The sequence below is a fragment of the Streptomyces sp. NPDC002276 genome, assembly GCF_053891435.1.
Genome location: NZ_JBSFCQ010000013.1, coordinates 297456 through 314207, shown reverse-complemented (window position 1 = coordinate 314207; position 16752 = coordinate 297456). Strand labels below are relative to the sequence as shown.

Here is a 16752-nt window from a genome sequence, read left to right as displayed (position 1 = left end):
AAACGCCCGGTTACATTCCGAACCCGGAAGCTAAGCCTTACAGCGCCGATGGTACTGCAGGGGGGACCCTGTGGGAGAGTAGGACGCCGCCGAACTCCTTTTAGAGCTCTGGCTCTTGGGCATGCAGCCCAAGAGCCAGAGCTTTTTTGCGTTGGGGTAAGGTCAAGGAGCATCGTTGGCTCGTTTTCCCCACAGGAGGCCCCCGGGTGGAGGTCCAGGAGACCCGCGTCCAGACAGACCGGGTGCTCACCATCCCGAACATCCTCAGCATGGCGCGCCTGGTCGGCGTACCCATCTTCCTGTGGTTGATCCTCAGGCCCGAGTTCGGAGGCCCCAAGAGCGACGGCTGGGCGCTCCTGGTGCTGATGCTGAGCGGGATCAGCGACTACCTGGACGGTAAGCTTGCGCGGCGCTGGAACCAGATCAGCAGCCTTGGCCGGCTTCTTGATCCGGCCGCGGACCGGCTCTATATTCTCTCGACTCTCGTCGGACTCACCTGGCGCGAGATTCTGCCAATCTGGTTGACTGCGGCACTGCTGGCGCGGGAGTTGGTTCTGTTGGTAGTGGTGGCCGTCCTCAGGCGCCACGGCTATCCGCCGCTGCAGGTGAACTTCCTGGGCAAGGCGGCCACGTTCAACCTGATGTACGCGTTCCCGTTGCTGTTGCTCAGTGACGGAAGTGGATGGCTTCCGTCACTCGCAGCGATTTTCGGATGGGCGTTCGCCGGATGGGGTACAACGCTGTACTGGTGGGCAGGAGTCCTCTACGTGGTACAAGTCCGCCGCCTGCTGCGCGCGGATGCCACGGCCGACTGACCTTGCCGATGGGCGGTAACAGTCGCTCGATGGCCCGTTGCGCAAAAGTGCGGGACAATCTGGACTGGTGAAGTCGGCTAGCCCGTCGTCTCTCAGAGGAGGACGCTTCCGACATGAAGGCCGTCGTGATGGCCGGAGGCGAAGGCACACGCCTTCGCCCCATGACCTCAAGCATGCCCAAGCCACTGTTGCCCGTGGTCAATCGACCGATCATGGAACACGTGCTGAGGCTGCTCAAAAGGCATGGGCTCAATGAGACCGTAGTCACCGTGCAGTTCCTGGCCTCGCTGGTCAAGAACTACTTCGGTGACGGCGAAGAGCTCGGCATGGAGCTCTCGTATGCCAATGAGGAGAAGCCACTCGGTACCGCCGGAAGCGTCAAGAACGCCGAAGAGGCGTTGAAGGACGATGCCTTCCTCGTCATCTCCGGTGATGCCCTGACCGACTTCGACCTCACCGAACTGATCAATTTCCACAAGGAAAAGGGTGCGCTGGTCACGGTCTGTCTGACCCGGGTGCCCAATCCGCTGGAATTCGGTATCACCATCGTCGACGAAGAGGGAAAAGTCGAGCGTTTCCTTGAGAAGCCGACCTGGGGTCAGGTCTTCTCGGACACGGTGAACACGGGCATCTATGTGATGGAGCCCGAGGTCTTCGACTATGTCGAGGCCGATGTTCCCGTCGACTGGTCCGGCGATGTCTTCCCGCAGTTGATGAAGGAGGGCAAGCCGGTCTACGGCTTTGTCGCCGAGGGCTACTGGGAGGACGTCGGTACTCACGAGAGCTATGTGAAGGCGCAGGCCGATGTCCTGGAGGGCAAGGTCGACGTCGAGATCGACGGCTTCGAGCTGTCGCCGGGAGTGTGGATTGCCGAGGGTGCCGAGGTGCACCCCGACGCGGTTCTCCGTGGGCCGCTCTACATCGGTGACTACGCGAAGGTGGAGGCCGGCGCCGAAATCCGTGAGCACACCGTCATCGGTTCCAACGTCGTCGTAAAGACCGGGGCTTTTCTGCACCGGGCGGTCGTGCACGACAACGTGTACGTCGGCCAGCACAGCAATCTTCGTGGCTGTGTCGTCGGAAAGAACACCGACATCATGCGTGCGGCCCGGATCGAGGACGGCGCCGTCATCGGTGACGAGTGTCTGATCGGTGAAGAATCGATCGTGCAGGGCAATGTACGGGTCTACCCGTTCAAGACGATCGAGGCCGGCGCCTTCGTCAACACGTCCGTCATCTGGGAGTCGAGAGGGCAGGCGCACCTCTTCGGCGCTCGTGGTGTGTCCGGGATCCTGAACGTCGAGATCACACCGGAACTTGTGGTGCGCCTCGCCGGCGCCTACGCCACGACCCTCAAGAAGGGCTCCACGGTCACCACGGCCCGCGACCACTCTCGCGGCGCCCGTGCGCTCAAGCGGGCGGTGATCTCCGCATTGCAGACCAGCGCCATCGAGGTACGGGACCTGGAGAACGTGCCCCTGCCCGTGGCCCGGCAGCAGACCGCGCGGGGCAGTGCCGGCGGGATCATGATCCGGACCACACCCGGGGTGCCGGACTCCGTCGACATCATGTTCTTCGACAGTCAGGGCGCCGACCTCTCGCAGGGGAGTCAGCGCAAGCTGGACCGGGTGTTCGCGCGGCAGGAGTACCGGCGTGCGTTCCCCGGCGAGATCGGGGACCTGCACTTCCCGGCCAGCGTCTTCGACTCGTACACCGGGTCCCTGCTACGGAATGTCGACACGACCGGAATTGCCGACTCCGGACTGAAGGTCGTCGTGGACGCCTCGAACGGCAGCGCCGGGCTCGTGCTGCCCAGCCTTCTCGGCAAGCTCGGTGTGGACTCGCTGACGATCAATCCCGGTCTCGACGAGTCCAGGCCGACGGAGACCGCGGACACGCGGCGCTCGGGGCTGGTGCGGCTCGGCGAGATCGTGGCCTCCGCGCGGGCGGCGTTCGGGGTGCGGTTCGACCCGGTCGGAGAGCGGCTGTCGCTCGTCGACGAGAAGGGGCGGATCGTCGAGGACGACCGGGCCCTTCTCGTGATGCTCGACCTGGTGGCCGCGGAGCGGCGCAGCGGGCGGGTGGCGCTGCCGGTGACCACCACGAGGATCGCCGAGCAGGTGGCGGCCTATCACGGGACGCAGGTCGAGTGGACGACGACTTCGCCGGACGACCTGACCAGGGTCGGGCGCGACGAGTCGACCATCTTCGGCGGTGACGGCAAGGCCGGGTTCATCATCCCGGAGTTCAGCAGTGTCTTCGACGGCGCCGCAGCCTTCGTACGACTCATCGGGCTGGTGGCGCGGACTCAACTCACGCTGAGTCAGATCGATGCCCGGATTCCGCGGGCGCACGTCCTGAAGCGGGATCTCGCGACTCCCTGGGCCGTCAAGGGACTTGTGATGCGCCGGGTCGTGGAAGCGGCCGGTGATCGCTTTGTCGACACCACGGACGGGGTACGCGTGGTGGAGACCGACGGGCGCTGGGTGATGGTGTTGCCCGACCCGGCCGAGGCGGTCACCCATCTGTGGGCCGAAGGGCCCGACGACGCTTCCGCGCAGGCCCTGTTGGACGAGTGGTCGGCGGTCGTGGACAGCGCCGGACGGTAAAACGCGGACCACGCGCGCGTGCCGGACATGTCTCCCCAAGGGGGCCTGTCCGGCACGCCGGTGGGGCCATTCGGAGGTGCAGGCCACCACGTGCGACGATGTGCGGCATGCCGCAGCAGCCCCCCGTTCGGAGCACACCCACGCGCCCTGCGCGTCCGGACGCATCCATGTCGCTGCTCACCAACGTCATGGACCACAGCCTCGACGAGGGTTACGCCGAGGCCGCCGCCCGCAAGAAGGCCGCGGGCGCGAGCGGCATGCCGAAGCCCCTCCGGACGAAGCTCGGTCTCGCCGCCGGTCTGGTGCTGGCGGCCCTTGTCGTGACCCTGGGAGCGGCGCAGGCGCGGGTGGCCGCCCCCGTGGTGGCCAAGGAACGCCAGGAACTGATCGACCGTATCGACAAAGAGACCAAGTCGGCGGACAAGCTGGAAGACACCGTCGACACGCTCCGGGACGACGTGAGCGCGCGGCAGCGGGCCGCGCTGAGGACGAGCGGCGGCAGCGGCCAGGCGGACCTGGTGAGCATGCTGTCCGGCGCGACCGCGGTGCACGGCCCCGGTGTGAAGCTCGTCGTCGACGACGCGAAGGAAGCCAGCAGCGGCGGGGGCGACAACCCGCGCGAGACCGCCGACTTCTCCGACACCGGGCGGGTGCGCGACCGGGACATGCAGCGCGTGGTCAACGGACTGTGGGCGGCGGGCGCCGAGGCCGTCTCCGTCAACGGACAGCGGCTGACGGCACTGTCCGCGATCAGGGCCGCGGGCGACGCGATACTGGTCGACAACAGGCCACTGGTGCCGCCCTATACGGTGCTCGCGGTGGGCGACGGCAAGCGTCTGAGCACGAGGTTCCAGAACGGTGCCGACGGGCTCTATCTGAACGCCCTGGAAGACAACTACGGCATCAGGGCGACCATCGCCGTGGAGAGCGATCTCCGGCTGCCCGCCGCGCCGAGTGTGATCGTACGAACAGCACAGCCGAGAACTGAGAAGGGCACATCGTGATCGCCGTACTGGGCCTCATCGTGGGAGTGGTGGCCGGAATCCTGGTCCGGCCTGAGGTGCCGGTGGTCGTCGAGCCCTATCTGCCGATCGCCGTCGTCGCGGCGCTCGACGCCGTCTTCGGTGGTCTGCGGGCGATGCTCGACGGGATCTTCGACGACAAGGTCTTCGTGGTGTCGTTCCTGTCGAACGTGGTCGTGGCCGCGCTGATCGTGTTCCTGGGCGACAAGTTGGGCGTCGGCGCCCAACTGTCCACGGGTGTCGTGGTCGTGCTCGGGATCCGGATCTTCTCCAACGCCGCGGCCATCCGCCGGCACGTCTTCCGGGCGTGACCTCGATGAGCAACGAGGACGAGCAGCCGGAGAACAGGCTGCGCAGGGAACTGCCCGAAGAGGTACCGGCGTCTGCTTCCGCGGAGGCGCCGACCGCCGAGGAGACGCCCGCTTCCACCGTCACGGGTCGGCAGCGGCTGGTGCAGGGGCTGTGGCCGCCGCGTGCCAGCAGGGCCCAACTCATCGTCGCCGTGCTGCTGTTCGGCCTCGGCTTCGGGTTGGCCGTGCAGGTCGCCTCGAACAGCAACAGCGACAGCGCGTTGCGCGGGGCCCGGCAGGAAGATCTTGTGCGCATTCTCGATGAACTGGACGACCGTACTCAGCGTCTTGAGGACGAGAAGCAGGGTCTTCAAAAACAGCGCGACGAGCTGGAGAACAGTTCCGACCAGGCCGAGGAGGCCCGCAAACAGACGGCCGAGAAGGAGAAGCAACTCGGCATTCTGGCGGGCACCGTGGCCGCGCAGGGACCCGGCATCACGATGACCATCGACGACACGAAGGGAACGGTCGAGGCGGACATGTTGCTCGATGCGGTCCAGGAGTTGCGCGCCGCGGGCGCGGAGGCGATCCAGGTGAACGGTGTACGTGTGGTCGCCGGCACCTATCTGACGGACTCCGACAAGAGCGTGAGCGTCGACGGGAACAAGATCAACGCCCCCTATCGTTTCAAGGTCATCGGCAAGCCGCAGGATCTCGAACCGGCGCTCAACATCCCTGGAGGCGTGGTGCAGACTCTTGAGAAGGAGCAGGCCACCGTTACCGTCGGGCGGTCGAGCAAGATCGTCGTGGATGCCTTGCGGGCCGCGAAGCAGCCTGACTACGCTCGGTCGTCCTCCCGGTGAACCGGGGGTGCATGAGGGCCGTCCGGCGAGGGCATGAGGTTGCGGGGGGTCGACGCACCGATTGGGTGGTGCGTGGTGGAAACTGTCTGGTGGATACGGACGTTGTGAGGATGTCCGGGTCGACCGGTGTGTTCAATCAGGGTTCGTCCTGCCCCACGGGCGGGTCTGTTTCGGTCAAGGGGAATCGCCCGTGAAGTTGTTTGCGAAGTTGTTCGGCAAGAGTGCGAAAGAGAGCAGCGACAACCAGACCGCTCGCCATCGCGCACAACCGGACGCGGAGGGCCCGCGCCCGCTGTTCCGTGACCAGGTCGCTGGTCAGGGCGCGCCGTCGGTTGACCCTGCGCAGTCCGGCGACATAGGTTTCGGGCAACCGTCAACCTCAAGTACGGGTGGAGGGTTTTCCCCTATGTCGGCCCTGGTGTGTACGAGGTGCGGTAACCGCAACGCGGAGAACAGCCGCTTCTGTTCCAACTGCGGTGCGCCGCTGCGACCCGGCGTGACCCCGGAGCGCGCGTCCGAGACGACGTCGACCATCTCCATCTCCGGTCTTGAGGCCTACGACGCCGAGGTGACCGGCCAGACGCAGATGCCGACGCTCTCCCCGGAGGCGCAGGCGGCCGTCGACGCGCTGCCGTTGGGCTCGGCGCTCCTGGTGGTGCGCCGCGGTCCGAACTCGGGCAGCCGCTTTCTGCTGGACGGCGAGTTGACCACGGCCGGCCGTCACCCGCAGAGCGACATCTTCCTGGACGACGTGACGGTCTCGCGCCGCCATGTGGAGTTCCGGCGCGTTGCCGACGGTTCCTTCACGGTCGCCGACGTCGGCAGCCTGAACGGCACCTACGTCAACCGTGAGCGCATCGACTCGGTCCCGCTGGCCAACGGTGACGAGGTGCAGATCGGCAAGTACCGGCTGGTGTTCTACGCGAGCCAGCGGGGTTACTGACCCTCCCTCGGACTGGGTCCGGGGGATTCCCCCAGGAAGGTCCATGCTTCAAACACCGAGCGGCGGTGCCGGGCACGGTACCGCCGCCGCGGACACCGGGCTGATGAGCATCGGCACGGTGCTGAACACGCTGCACGACGAGTTCCCCGAAGTCACCATCTCCAAGATCCGTTTCCTGGAGTCGGAGGGGCTCATCGAGCCGCAGCGGACCCCTTCCGGCTACCGCAAGTTCAGCCCCGCCGACGTCGAACGCCTCGGCCATGTCCTGCGGATGCAGCGGGACCACTATCTGCCGCTCAAGGTGATCCGCGAGCACCTCGACGCCATGGAGCGCGGGGAAGCGGCCCCGCTGCCCACCGTGGGTCGTCAACGGGACGGTGAAGTCCTCCTGGAGCCCGTGGAGGGCCCCACGGTGGCCAGGATCGGGCGGGCCGAGCTGCTGGCCGCCGCCGGGATCGGCGACCAGGAGCTCGACGAGTGGGAGTCGTACGGGCTCATCGGTCCGCTGCCGGACGGCGTGTACGACGCGGAAGCCGTCACCGTGGCCGGACTGGTCCTGGAGTTGGGGCGGTTCGGGATCGAACCACGGCACCTGCGCGCGATGAAGGCCGCCGCGGACCGCGAGGCCGGGCTCGTCGACCAGGTGGTCGCCCCGCTGAAGCGGCACCGCAATCCGCAGACAAGGGCCCACGCGGAGGCCCGTACGAAGGAGCTGGCGGGGCTCACGGTGAAGCTGCACGCGGCGCTGGTGCAGACCGCGCTCGGAGTGCGCCTGCCCTGAACCGGACGGGATCGCGGCCGCCTGATCGGTCACCCGTTCTCGGCCCGACTACCCAAACGTCCCGGGCACGGCCTAGGGTTGCTGTGTGAACGAGCTCGATGTCGTAGGTGTCCGGGTCGAAATGCCCTCCAACCAACCGATCGTGCTCCTGCGTGAAGTGGGAGGCGACCGCTACCTCCCCATCTGGATCGGGCCCGGGGAGGCGACGGCGATCGCCTTCGCACAGCAGGGCATGGCCCCCGCACGACCGCTGACCCACGACCTGTTCAAGGACGTGCTGGAGGCCGTCGGCCAGGAGCTCACCGAAGTGCGCATCACGGATCTGCGTGAGGGCGTCTTCTACGCCGAGCTGGTGTTCGCCAGCGGAGTCGAGGTGAGCGCCCGCCCGTCCGACGCCATAGCGCTGGCACTGCGCACCGGGACGCCGATCTACGGCAGCGACGGCGTGCTCGACGACGCCGGCATCGCGATTCCGGACGAGCAGGAGGACGAGGTGGAGAAGTTCCGCGAGTTCCTCGACCAGATCTCACCCGAGGACTTCGGCACCAACAGCCAGTGAGATCGAGGGCCGTCAGAGAAATGCTGGCATTTGCCACCGGCGTGTGAGAGCGTCCTGCGGCACCCCGCGAGCGCATTCGGCTAGCCTTTCCCCGCGGTGGGGTACGGGAAACCACTCCTAGGGTGATTATCACTCGGCGTGCCTAGCGTGGCGATCGTTGACGCACCCCTGGTGACTGCCTACCGTCGAGAAGGCAGGTCAAGGACGGAGGTCGGCGTGAGAAGCAGCGGCGACGGTACGGCTGGGGGTGCCCCGGAACGCAGTTTCGGGGACAGTGGCCCGTACCCGCTTCATGGCAGTGCGGCCGATCACGCTCCGCATCGACCCACTGCCGTGCCGAGCAGCGGAGGGGCGACGTCCATGGCGTCCGAGCAGATCGGCTACCGGGGCCCTACGGCCTGTGCGGCGGCAGGCATCACCTATCGGCAACTGGACTACTGGGCGCGCACCGGGCTCGTCGAGCCCAGCGTGCGGCCCGCACACGGGTCAGGGACGCAGCGGCTCTACAGCTTCCGGGACGTGGTCGTCCTGAAGATCGTCAAGCGGTTCCTCGACACGGGTGTGTCGCTGCAGAACATCCGCAGCGCCGTTCTGCACCTGCGGGAGTGCGACTTCCGCGATCTGGAGCGCATGACGCTGATGAGCGACGGCGCCACGGTCTACGAGTGCACCTCGCCGGACGAGGTCCACGCCCTGCTCCAGGGCGGTCAGGGCGTCTTCGGGATCGCCGTGGGCGTGGTGTGGCGGGACGTGGAGAGCGCCCTGTCGCAGCTGCACGGGGAGCGCGTCGACACCGGCGAGACACTCGTCGGGTCCAATCCCGCCGATGAGCTGGCCAGGCGGCGCAACCGGGCCGTCTGAGGGCCCGGCGGGAGCCGTAGCGGGGCATTGTCAGTGGCGTAGGGCAGCATCGGAGATGTGAGAACCGCGCCCACGATCCTGCATCTCGACATGGATGCCTTCTTCGCCTCGGCGGAGCAGGCGTCCAAGCCGAGCCTGCGCGGGAAGGCCGTCGTCGTGGGCGGGCTCGGACCACGCGGTGTGGTGGCCACCGCGTCGTACGAGGCGCGGGTCTTCGGGGTGAACTCGGCGATGCCCATGGCCCAGGCGCGCAGACTCGCTCCGAACGCCGCGTATCTCGTGCCGCGCTTCGGCTTCTACCGGTCGATCAGCGAGCAGGTGATGGCGCTGCTGCGGGCGCTGTCGCCGCTGGTGGAGCCGCTGAGCCTGGACGAGGCGTTCGTGGACCTGGAGGCCGGGGAGACGGCCTGGGACGCCGAGTCGGCGCGGCGGGCCGGGGAGCGGCTCCGAGCCGACATACGGGCCGTCACCGGGCTCACCGGCTCGGTCGGCCTCGCCGCCTCCAAGATGCTCGCGAAGATCGCCTCCGAGCGGGCCAAGCCCGACGGGCTGGTGCTGATCGAGCCCGGCACCGAGCGGGCGCTGCTGGGGCCGCTGTCGGTGCGCACGCTGCCGGGGGTCGGACCGGCGACGGGCGACCATCTGCGGCGGGCCGGGATCACCACGGTCGACGAGATCGCCGAGGCGGGCGAGGACGAGCTCGTACGGCTGGTCGGCAAGGCGCACGGGCACGGGCTGTACGCCATGGCGCTCGCGCACGACGAGCGGCCCGTGGTGGCCGAGCGGGAGACCAAGTCGGTGTCGGTCGAGGACACCTACGACGTGGACATCCACGACCGCATCCGAGTGGGTCTGGAGGTACAGCGCCTCGCCGACCGGTGTGTGCGGCGGCTGCGGGGCGCCGGGCTGTCGGGGCGGACGATCGTGCTCAAGGTGCGGCGGTACGACTTCTCGACGCTGACGCGGTCCGAGACCTTGCGTGGGCCCACCGACGATCCCGGGGTGGTGCGGGAGGCCGCGGCGCGCTTGTTGGACTCCGTGGACACCACGGGTGGGGTGCGGCTGCTCGGGGTGGGAGTCTCCGGGCTCGCCGACTACACGCAGGAGGACCTGTTCGCGCAGGCGGCGGGGGAGCAGGTCGACCTTCTTGAGGAGGAGCACACGGAGGAGGAAGTCGGCGGGGAGCAGGCGCCGCCCGTGGAGCGGCGCTGGCCCGCGGGTCACGACGTGCACCACTCCGGGTTCGGACACGGGTGGGTGCAGGGCAGCGGGCTGGGGCGGGTCACCGTGCGGTTCGAAACACCGGAGGATGCCGGGCCCGGACGGGTACGGACGTTCAGGACCGACGATCCCGAACTGGAGCCGGCGGAGCCACTGCCGTTGGTGACGCGGGACGCGAGTGAACTGACCGCAGCATCAGGGCAGTTGGTGGTGCCACCCCCGGAGCATCGAAGACCCGCCGCCCCTCCCGCCGCGTCGGCTCAAATGTCGTCCGAGCCCGCCAGTTTGCCGAAGTCGCGGTCCGGGAGGGAGGGCGGTGGGGCCACGTCGAGGCCGTAGTGGTGGTAGAGCTGGAGTTCCTGGTCGGGGGAGAGATGGCGGCCCACGCCGAAGTCGGGGGCGTCCTTGATCAGGGAGCGGTCGAAGGGGATGTGCAGGGTGCCCTCGATCAGTTCGCTGGGCTCCAGGGGGACGAAGGCGTCCCTGGAGAACAGGCCGGTGCGTATGGCCGCCCACTCCGGTACACCGGTCGCGTCGTCGAGGTAGACCTCGTCGATCGTGCCGATCTTGGCACCGCTGCGGTCGAACGCCTTGCGGCCGATCAGGTTGCGCGGATCGATATCGGTCTGCACGGGCCCTCCTCCTGGTCGCAACTCATCCGTAAACTCTACAAAAGAGCACATTCGGTCCGGTGGCCACTCGAAAGCTCGGCTTCACCGCTCGCTGGTAGGCTGGCGAGCGGCTGCTGACCCCGTGCGGGAGAGTCCTCCAGACTTCATCGGAGGCGCCGAAGGAGCAAATCCTCCCCGGAATCTCTCAGGCTCACGTACCGCACGGACGAGGTCACTCTGGAAAGCAGGGCGGGTGTCGGCGACGGCTCTCGCTCTCACCGACGGTGAAAGCCGGTGACCTTCGGGTGGCCGGTGAAGCTCTCAGGTTGAGATGACAGAGGGGGAGGCCGTCCGGGCACCCCGCTGTCGTGGTGCCCCCGAAGGTCGTGTCCGACCAGGAGGCCTCCCAGATGACCGTCCCTCGTACCTCGCTCTCCGAGCTCGAACAAGGCATTCCGTTCGAGCAGCGCCACATCGGTCCCGACCAGGAAGCGCGGGCCAAGATGCTCGCGCAGGTCGGCTACGGCTCGCTCGACGAGCTCACGGCCGCCGCGGTCCCCGATGTGATCAAGAACGCCGACTCCCTCGACCTGCCGGGCGCCCGCACCGAGGCCGAGGTGCTGGCCGAACTGCGTACCCTCGCGGACCGCAACGAGGTCATCGGTTCGATGATCGGCCTCGGGTACTACGGGACCTTCACCCCGCCCGTGATCCTGCGCAACGTCATGGAGAACCCGGCCTGGTACACGGCCTACACGCCGTACCAGCCGGAGATCTCCCAGGGGCGGCTCGAAGCCCTCCTCAACTTCCAGACCATGGTCGCCGACCTCACCGGACTGCCGACCTCCGGCGCCTCCCTCCTCGACGAGGGCACCGCCGCCGCCGAGGCCGTGGCCCTGTCGCGGCGCATGGGCAGGAACAAGAAGGGTCTGTTCCTGGTCGACGCGGACGCGCTGCCGCAGACCATCGCCGTGATCGAGACCCGCGCCGAGCCGGCCGGTGTCGAGGTCGTCGTCGCCGACCTCAGCGAGGGCATCCCGGCCGGGATCGCCGAGCGTGAGATCAACGGCGTGCTGGTCCAGTACCCGGGCGCCTCCGGTGCCGTACGCGACATCAAGCCGCTGATCGAGCAGGCGCACGCGCTCGGCGCGCTCGTCACCGTCGCCGCCGACCTCCTCGCGCTCACGCTGCTCAAGTCGCCGGGCGAGCTGGGGGCGGACATCGCGGTCGGTACGACGCAGCGCTTCGGGGTGCCGATGGGCTTCGGCGGGCCGCACGCCGGATACATGGCCGTGCACGAGAAGTTCGCGCGCAGCCTGCCCGGACGGCTCGTGGGCGTCTCTGTCGACGCCGACGGACACAAGGCCTACCGCCTCGCCCTCCAGACCCGCGAGCAGCACATCCGCCGCGAGAAGGCCACCAGCAACATCTGCACCGCGCAGGTCCTGCTCGCCGTCATGGCCGGGATGTACGCCGTCTACCACGGGCCCGAGGGGCTCAAGGGCATCGCGCGGCGGACGCACCGGTACGCCACGATCCTCGCCGCCGGGCTCACCGCCGGCGGTGTCGAGGTCGTGCACGGCGGCTACTTCGACACGCTGACCGCGCGCGTCCCCGGCCGGGCCGCCGAGGTCGTAGCCGCCGCCCGCGAGGACGGCGTCAACCTGTACCTCGTGGACGCGGACCAGGTGTCCATCGCCTGCGACGAGACCACCACGCGCGCCCAACTGGCCGCCGTATGGACCGCGTTCGGGGTCGACGGCGACATCGAGGCGCTGGACGCGACCGCCGAGGACACGCTGCCCGAGGCGCTGTTGCGGAACGACGCGTATCTGACGCACCCCGTGTTCCGGGACCACCGTTCCGAGACCGCGATGCTGCGCTACCTGCGCAAGCTGGCCGACCGGGACTACGCGCTCGACCGGGGCATGATCCCGCTGGGTTCCTGCACGATGAAGCTCAACGCGACCACCGAGATGGAGGCGGTCACCTGGCCCGAGTTCGGGCAGCTGCACCCCTTCGCGCCCGCCGAGCAGGCGCAGGGATACCTCACGCTCATCCGGGAGTTGGAGGAGCGGCTCGCCGAGGTCACCGGGTATGACAAGGTGTCGCTCCAGCCCAACGCCGGTTCGCAGGGCGAGTTGGCCGGGCTGCTGGCGGTGCGTGGGTACCACCGGGCCAACGGGGACGAGCAGCGGACCGTGTGTCTGATCCCGTCGTCCGCGCACGGCACGAACGCGGCCAGCGCCGTGATGGCCGGGATGAAGGTCGTCGTCGTGAAGACCGCCGAAGATGGCGAGATCGACGTCGAGGACCTGCGGGCGAAGATCGAGCAGTACCGCGAGGAGTTGGCGGTGCTGATGATCACTTACCCGTCCACGCACGGGGTGTTCGAGGAGCACGTCGCGGACATCTGCGCGCAGGTGCACGAGGCGGGCGGGCAGGTCTACGTCGACGGCGCCAACCTCAACGCCCTTGTGGGGCTTGCCAAGCCGGGCCACTTCGGCGGCGACGTCTCGCATCTGAACCTGCACAAGACGTTCTGCATTCCGCACGGTGGCGGTGGTCCGGGTGTCGGGCCGGTGGGCGTGCGCGCGCACCTCGCGCCGTATCTGCCGAACCATCCGCTTCAGCCCGCCGCCGGGCCGGAGACGGGAGTTGGGCCGATCTCGGCCGCGCCGTGGGGCTCCGCCGGGATCCTGCCGATCTCTTGGGCGTACGTCCGGCTCATGGGCGGCGAGGGGCTGAAGCGGGCCACGCAGGTGGCCGTGCTCTCCGCCAACTACATCGCCAAGCGGCTCGAACCGCACTACCCCGTGCTCTACACCGGGCCCGGCGGGCTCGTCGCGCACGAGTGCATCATCGATCTGCGGCCGATCAGCAAGGCGACCGGTGTCTCCGTCGACGACATCGCCAAGCGGCTCATCGACTACGGCTTCCACGCGCCGACGATGTCGTTCCCGGTGGCCGGGACGCTGATGATCGAGCCGACGGAGTCCGAGGACCTGATCGAGCTGGACCGGTTCTGCGAGGCGATGATCGCGATTCGCGGGGAGATCGAGAAGGTCGGGGCGGGGGAGTGGCCGGCTGAGGACAATCCGTTGCGGAACGCGCCGCATACCGCTGCCGCGCTGGGTGGGGAGTGGGAGCACGCTTACTCGCGCGAGGAGGCGGTCTTCCCGGCGGGTGTCTCCGTTGCCGATAAGTACTGGCCGCCGGTGCGGCGGATTGACCAGGCGTTTGGGGACCGGAACCTTGTGTGTTCCTGCCCGCTGTTGGATGCGTACGAGGACTGACGTATTTCGGGTGCGGGTCCGTTGTGGCTGGGCGCGCCCCGTGGCGGAGCCACCAATCGATGCGGCCCCGCGCCCCCAAAAACAGGGCGCGGGTGCTCACGCAGGATATGAGTGGGTCTGGGTTGCCTTTACCGTCGCCCAGACCGACGCGCCTTGGTGCAGGTCCAGTTCGGCTGCTGCCGGTGTCGTCAGGTCTGCTGCCAAAGGGAGTTCGCCGGTCAGGTCTACGCGGATCTGGTCGCCGTGGGTTTCCAGGCCCACCACCTCGCAGTGCCAGAGGTTGCGGGCGCTGGCGCCGGTCGGGCGGTCCCTGAAGAGAGTCACCGCGCTGGGTGGGAACGCTACGAAGACCTCGCCGGTCAGGTCCTCCGTGGTGGTGATCGTGGGGCCCGTGTCGAGTGTGACCGTGTGGCCGTCGGCGCTGCCCTTGTAGAGGTTGAGGCCGACCAGTTGGGCGATGTAGTCCGTGCGCGGGTGGCGGGCGATGTCGGCGGGGGTGCCCTGCTGGACGATCGTGCCCTGCTCGATCACGACCAGCCGGTCGGCCAACACCATGGCGTCCAGGGGGTCGTGGGTGACCAGGACGGCGACCGCCTCGAACTCCGCCAGGTGGCGGCGGAGTTGGGCCCGTACGTCCAGGCGGGTGCGGGCGTCCAGGGCCGCGAGGGGTTCGTCGAGGAGCAGGAGGCGTGGGCGGGTGGCCAACGCCCTTGCCACGGCGACCCGTTGGGCCTGGCCGCCGGAGAGTCTGCGGGGCTTGGCGCCCGCGTGCTCGGCGAGGCCCATCCTCTCCAGCCACTCCGCGGCGATCGCGCGGGACTCCGCCTTGGTCGCGCCCTGGCAGCGCGGGCCGAAGCCGACGTTGTCGAGGGCGGTCAGGTGCGGGAAGAGCAGGTAGTCCTGGAAAACGACTCCTACCGGGCGGGACTCCGGGGGAGTACGGTCCAACTCCGCGCCGTCCAGCCGTAGATGACCGTCCGTCAGGTTCACCAGGCCGGCCAGGGCTCGCAACGCGGTTGTCTTTCCGGCGCCGTTGGGGCCGAGGAGGGCGACGACGTCACCGGGGGCGGCGGTCAGTTCGACGTCGAGGCGGAACGTGCCGCGGTCCACGACGAGATGCGTGTCGAGGCCCTTGTCAGGTGTGGTCATGAGGTCGTCATCCAGCGGTCCCGGAGTCCCGCCAGTACCGCGATCGACACGGCCAGCAGGACCAGGCTGAGGGCGATGGCCGCCTCGGGGTCGTTCTGGAGGGCCAGGTAGACCGCGAGGGGCATGGTCTGGGTGCGGCCGGGGAAGTTGCCGGCGAAGGTGATCGTCGCGCCGAACTCGCCCAGTGCGCGGGCCCAGGCGAGCACCGAGCCCGCCGCGATGCCCGGGGCGATCAGGGGGAGTGTGACCCGGCGGAACGCCGTGAAGCGGGAGGCGCCGAGGGTCTGGGCGGCCTCCTCGTAGCGTGGGTCGGCGGCGCGCAGGGTGCCCTCGACGCTGATGACCAGGAACGGCATCGCGACGAACGCCTCCGCGACCACGACACCCGTCGTGGTGAAGGGGAGCGTGATGCCGAACCACGAGTCCAGCCACTGGCCCACGACGCCGTTGCGGCCGAGAGCCAGCAGCAGCGCCACGCCGCCCACCACCGGGGGCAGAACCAGGGGGAGTGTCACCAGGGCCCGGACGATGCGGCGGCCGGGGAACTCGGTGCGGGCCAGCAGCCAGGCCAGCGGTACGCCCAGCACCAGGCACACCGCTGTCGCCAACGTCGCGCTCAGCAGGGAGAGTTGGAGGGCCTGCCAGACCTCCGTGCTGGTGAGTTGTGACGGGAGTGACCGCCAGGGGGCCCGTACCAGCAGGGCGAGCAGCGGGAGGAGCAGGAACGCCAGCCCTACGAGCGCGGGCAGCAGCAGGGGGAGCGGCACCCCGCGTCCGGTCGTCCGGACACGGCGACGCCGCGGCCCGCCCTTCAGGGTCTCGGCCGCGGCGTCGGAGGTGTCGAGCGGGGTCACGGCTTGAGGAAGCCCGCCGCGGACAGCACCTTCTGGCCCTCGGCGGACTGCACCAGCGCGATGAACGCCTTGGCGGCGACCGCGTTGGGCGCGTTCTTCAGCAGGACGATCGGGTAGTCGTTGATGGCGTCGGCGGACTCGGGGAACTCCACGCCCTCCACCTTGTCACCCGCCGCGTGCACATCGGTCTTGTACACGACCGCCGCGTCGGCCTCCTTCAGCACCACCTTGTTGAGGGCGGACTTGACGTCCTCCTCGTAGGACACCGGGGTGAGCTTCAACTTGCTTGCGGTGAGCGCCTTTTGGGCCGCCGCGCCGCACGGGACCGTCTTGTCGCACAGCACGACCTTGAGCGAGGACTTGGTGAGGTCCTTCAGCGAGGTCACCTTGTCGGGGTTGCCCGGCAGGGTGGCGATCTCCAGCTGGTTGCGCACGAAGGTGGCCGGGGTGCCGACGCCGTCGCCCTTGTCCGTGACGATCGCCATGGTCTTGGGGCTCGCGGCGGCGAACACGTCGGCGGGGGCGCCGCTGGTGATGCTCGCGGCGAGGGTGTCGGAACCGGCGAAGTTGAAGGTGACCTTGGTGCCCGGGTGGGCCGTCTCGAACTCCTTGCCCAGGGTGGTGAAGGACTCCTTGAGGGAGGCGGCGGCGAAGACGGTGACGGTGCCGGACATCTTCGGGGACGCGGACGCCGAGGTGTCGGACTTCGAGGAGGACGAGTCGTCGCTGGAGGAGCAGGCGCTCAGGGCCAGCAGCGCGGCGGCTCCGGCCCCCGCAACCTGCAGGGTCCGGCGGGTCCGACGCGCGGAACGGGTCATCACGGTTCTACTCCTCTGGTCTCTTCATGAAAGGTGCTCATGAACGGGGTTGTCGCGCCC

The 16752-nt window shown here is 68.6% G+C and carries 15 protein-coding genes, 1 rRNA gene and 1 riboswitch; of the genes, 12 read left to right on the top strand and 4 right to left on the bottom strand.

Annotated elements, in window-relative coordinates:
* From rrf to ACWIHT_RS30830, 11 genes are all read left to right on the top strand, one after another.
* Nucleotides 1-95 (top strand): 5S ribosomal RNA (gene rrf, locus ACWIHT_RS30880); the annotation flags it as partial.
* A 111-nt stretch (nucleotides 96-206) separates the two neighbouring features.
* A complete protein-coding gene (locus ACWIHT_RS30875; protein ID WP_262061713.1) occupies nucleotides 207-815 on the top strand; it encodes a CDP-alcohol phosphatidyltransferase family protein in 609 nt (202 codons plus the stop codon).
* A 113-nt stretch (nucleotides 816-928) separates the two neighbouring features.
* Nucleotides 929-3424, top strand: a complete 2496-nt coding sequence (locus ACWIHT_RS30870) for a sugar phosphate nucleotidyltransferase (RefSeq protein WP_456171552.1) — start codon at nucleotides 929-931, stop codon at nucleotides 3422-3424.
* Between the two features lie 167 nt (nucleotides 3425-3591).
* Nucleotides 3592-4428 carry a DUF881 domain-containing protein gene (locus ACWIHT_RS30865; protein ID WP_456171551.1) on the top strand — a complete coding sequence of 279 codons (837 nt, stop codon included), beginning with the start codon at nucleotides 3592-3594 and terminating at the stop codon, nucleotides 4426-4428.
* Entirely contained in the window at nucleotides 4425-4757 is a 333-nt protein-coding gene (locus ACWIHT_RS30860) for a small basic family protein (RefSeq protein ID WP_019059351.1), read from the top strand. Before ACWIHT_RS30865 ends, ACWIHT_RS30860 begins: the two co-directional genes overlap by 4 nt.
* 5 nt (nucleotides 4758-4762) lie before the next feature.
* Nucleotides 4763-5599: a DUF881 domain-containing protein gene (locus ACWIHT_RS30855; RefSeq protein ID WP_456171550.1), complete on the top strand. Its 837-nt coding sequence runs from the start codon at nucleotides 4763-4765 to the stop codon at nucleotides 5597-5599.
* 61 nt (nucleotides 5600-5660) lie between these two features.
* A complete protein-coding gene (locus ACWIHT_RS30850) occupies nucleotides 5661-6542 on the top strand; it encodes an FHA domain-containing protein (RefSeq protein WP_456171549.1) in 882 nt (293 codons plus the stop codon).
* Between the two features lie 43 nt (nucleotides 6543-6585).
* Nucleotides 6586-7323 carry a transcriptional regulator FtsR gene (gene ftsR, locus ACWIHT_RS30845; RefSeq protein ID WP_456171548.1) on the top strand — a complete coding sequence of 246 codons (738 nt, stop codon included), beginning with the start codon at nucleotides 6586-6588 and terminating at the stop codon, nucleotides 7321-7323.
* Nucleotides 7324-7408: 85 nt separating this feature from the next.
* Nucleotides 7409-7882: a bifunctional nuclease family protein gene (locus tag ACWIHT_RS30840; protein ID WP_006123076.1), complete on the top strand. Its 474-nt coding sequence runs from the start codon at nucleotides 7409-7411 to the stop codon at nucleotides 7880-7882.
* Nucleotides 7883-8098: 216 nt separating this feature from the next.
* A complete protein-coding gene (locus tag ACWIHT_RS30835; RefSeq protein ID WP_200716112.1) occupies nucleotides 8099-8743 on the top strand; it encodes a MerR family transcriptional regulator in 645 nt (214 codons plus the stop codon).
* Between the two features lie 57 nt (nucleotides 8744-8800).
* On the top strand, nucleotides 8801-10303 hold the full coding sequence (locus tag ACWIHT_RS30830; protein WP_456171547.1) for a DNA polymerase IV: 1503 nt from the start codon (nucleotides 8801-8803) through the stop codon (nucleotides 10301-10303).
* Here ACWIHT_RS30830 and ACWIHT_RS30825 read toward each other — a convergent pair.
* Nucleotides 10225-10596 (bottom strand): PRC-barrel domain-containing protein, encoded by a 372-nt coding sequence (locus tag ACWIHT_RS30825; protein ID WP_456171546.1) that lies wholly within the window; start codon nucleotides 10594-10596, stop codon nucleotides 10225-10227. The genes ACWIHT_RS30830 and ACWIHT_RS30825 overlap by 79 nt on opposite strands.
* Before the next feature lie 114 nt (nucleotides 10597-10710).
* Nucleotides 10711-10806, top strand: a riboswitch (glycine riboswitch).
* A 179-nt stretch (nucleotides 10807-10985) separates the two neighbouring features.
* On the opposite strand from ACWIHT_RS30825, the gene gcvP reads away from it, so the two are divergent.
* Nucleotides 10986-13871 (top strand): aminomethyl-transferring glycine dehydrogenase, encoded by a 2886-nt coding sequence (gene gcvP, locus ACWIHT_RS30820; RefSeq protein ID WP_456171545.1) that lies wholly within the window; start codon nucleotides 10986-10988, stop codon nucleotides 13869-13871.
* A gap of 96 nt (nucleotides 13872-13967) precedes the next feature.
* Here gcvP and ACWIHT_RS30815 read toward each other — a convergent pair whose 3' ends face one another.
* Genes ACWIHT_RS30815 through modA form a run of 3 tightly spaced genes read right to left on the bottom strand, consistent with a single transcriptional unit; the run spans nucleotide 13968 to nucleotide 16692 of the window.
* Nucleotides 13968-15020 carry an ABC transporter ATP-binding protein gene (locus tag ACWIHT_RS30815; protein WP_456171544.1) on the bottom strand — a complete coding sequence of 351 codons (1053 nt, stop codon included), beginning with the start codon at nucleotides 15018-15020 and terminating at the stop codon, nucleotides 13968-13970.
* Nucleotides 15017-15874, bottom strand: a complete 858-nt coding sequence (locus tag ACWIHT_RS30810) for an ABC transporter permease (protein WP_456171543.1) — start codon at nucleotides 15872-15874, stop codon at nucleotides 15017-15019. The genes ACWIHT_RS30815 and ACWIHT_RS30810 overlap by 4 nt, the downstream gene beginning before the upstream one ends.
* Nucleotides 15871-16692, bottom strand: a complete 822-nt coding sequence (gene modA, locus ACWIHT_RS30805) for a molybdate ABC transporter substrate-binding protein (protein ID WP_262061723.1) — start codon at nucleotides 16690-16692, stop codon at nucleotides 15871-15873. The genes ACWIHT_RS30810 and modA overlap by 4 nt, the downstream gene beginning before the upstream one ends.
* Between the last annotated feature and the right edge of the window lie 60 nt (nucleotides 16693-16752).

Bases quoted from the DNA above. Each gene is read 5' to 3' on its own strand.
- gcvP (WP_456171545.1), top strand. From the start codon at position 10,986: ATGACCGTCCCTCGTACCTCGCTCTCCGAGCTCGAACAAGGCATTCCG.
- ACWIHT_RS30855 (WP_456171550.1), top strand. From the start codon at position 4,763: ATGAGCAACGAGGACGAGCAGCCGGAGAACAGGCTGCGCAGGGAACTG.
- ftsR (WP_456171548.1), top strand. From the start codon at position 6,586: ATGCTTCAAACACCGAGCGGCGGTGCCGGGCACGGTACCGCCGCCGCG.
- ACWIHT_RS30865 (WP_456171551.1), top strand. From the start codon at position 3,592: ATGTCGCTGCTCACCAACGTCATGGACCACAGCCTCGACGAGGGTTAC.
- ACWIHT_RS30815 (WP_456171544.1), bottom strand. From the start codon at position 15,020: ATGACCACACCTGACAAGGGCCTCGACACGCATCTCGTCGTGGACCGC.
- modA (WP_262061723.1), bottom strand. From the start codon at position 16,692: ATGACCCGTTCCGCGCGTCGGACCCGCCGGACCCTGCAGGTTGCGGGG.
- ACWIHT_RS30870 (WP_456171552.1), top strand. From the start codon at position 929: ATGAAGGCCGTCGTGATGGCCGGAGGCGAAGGCACACGCCTTCGCCCC.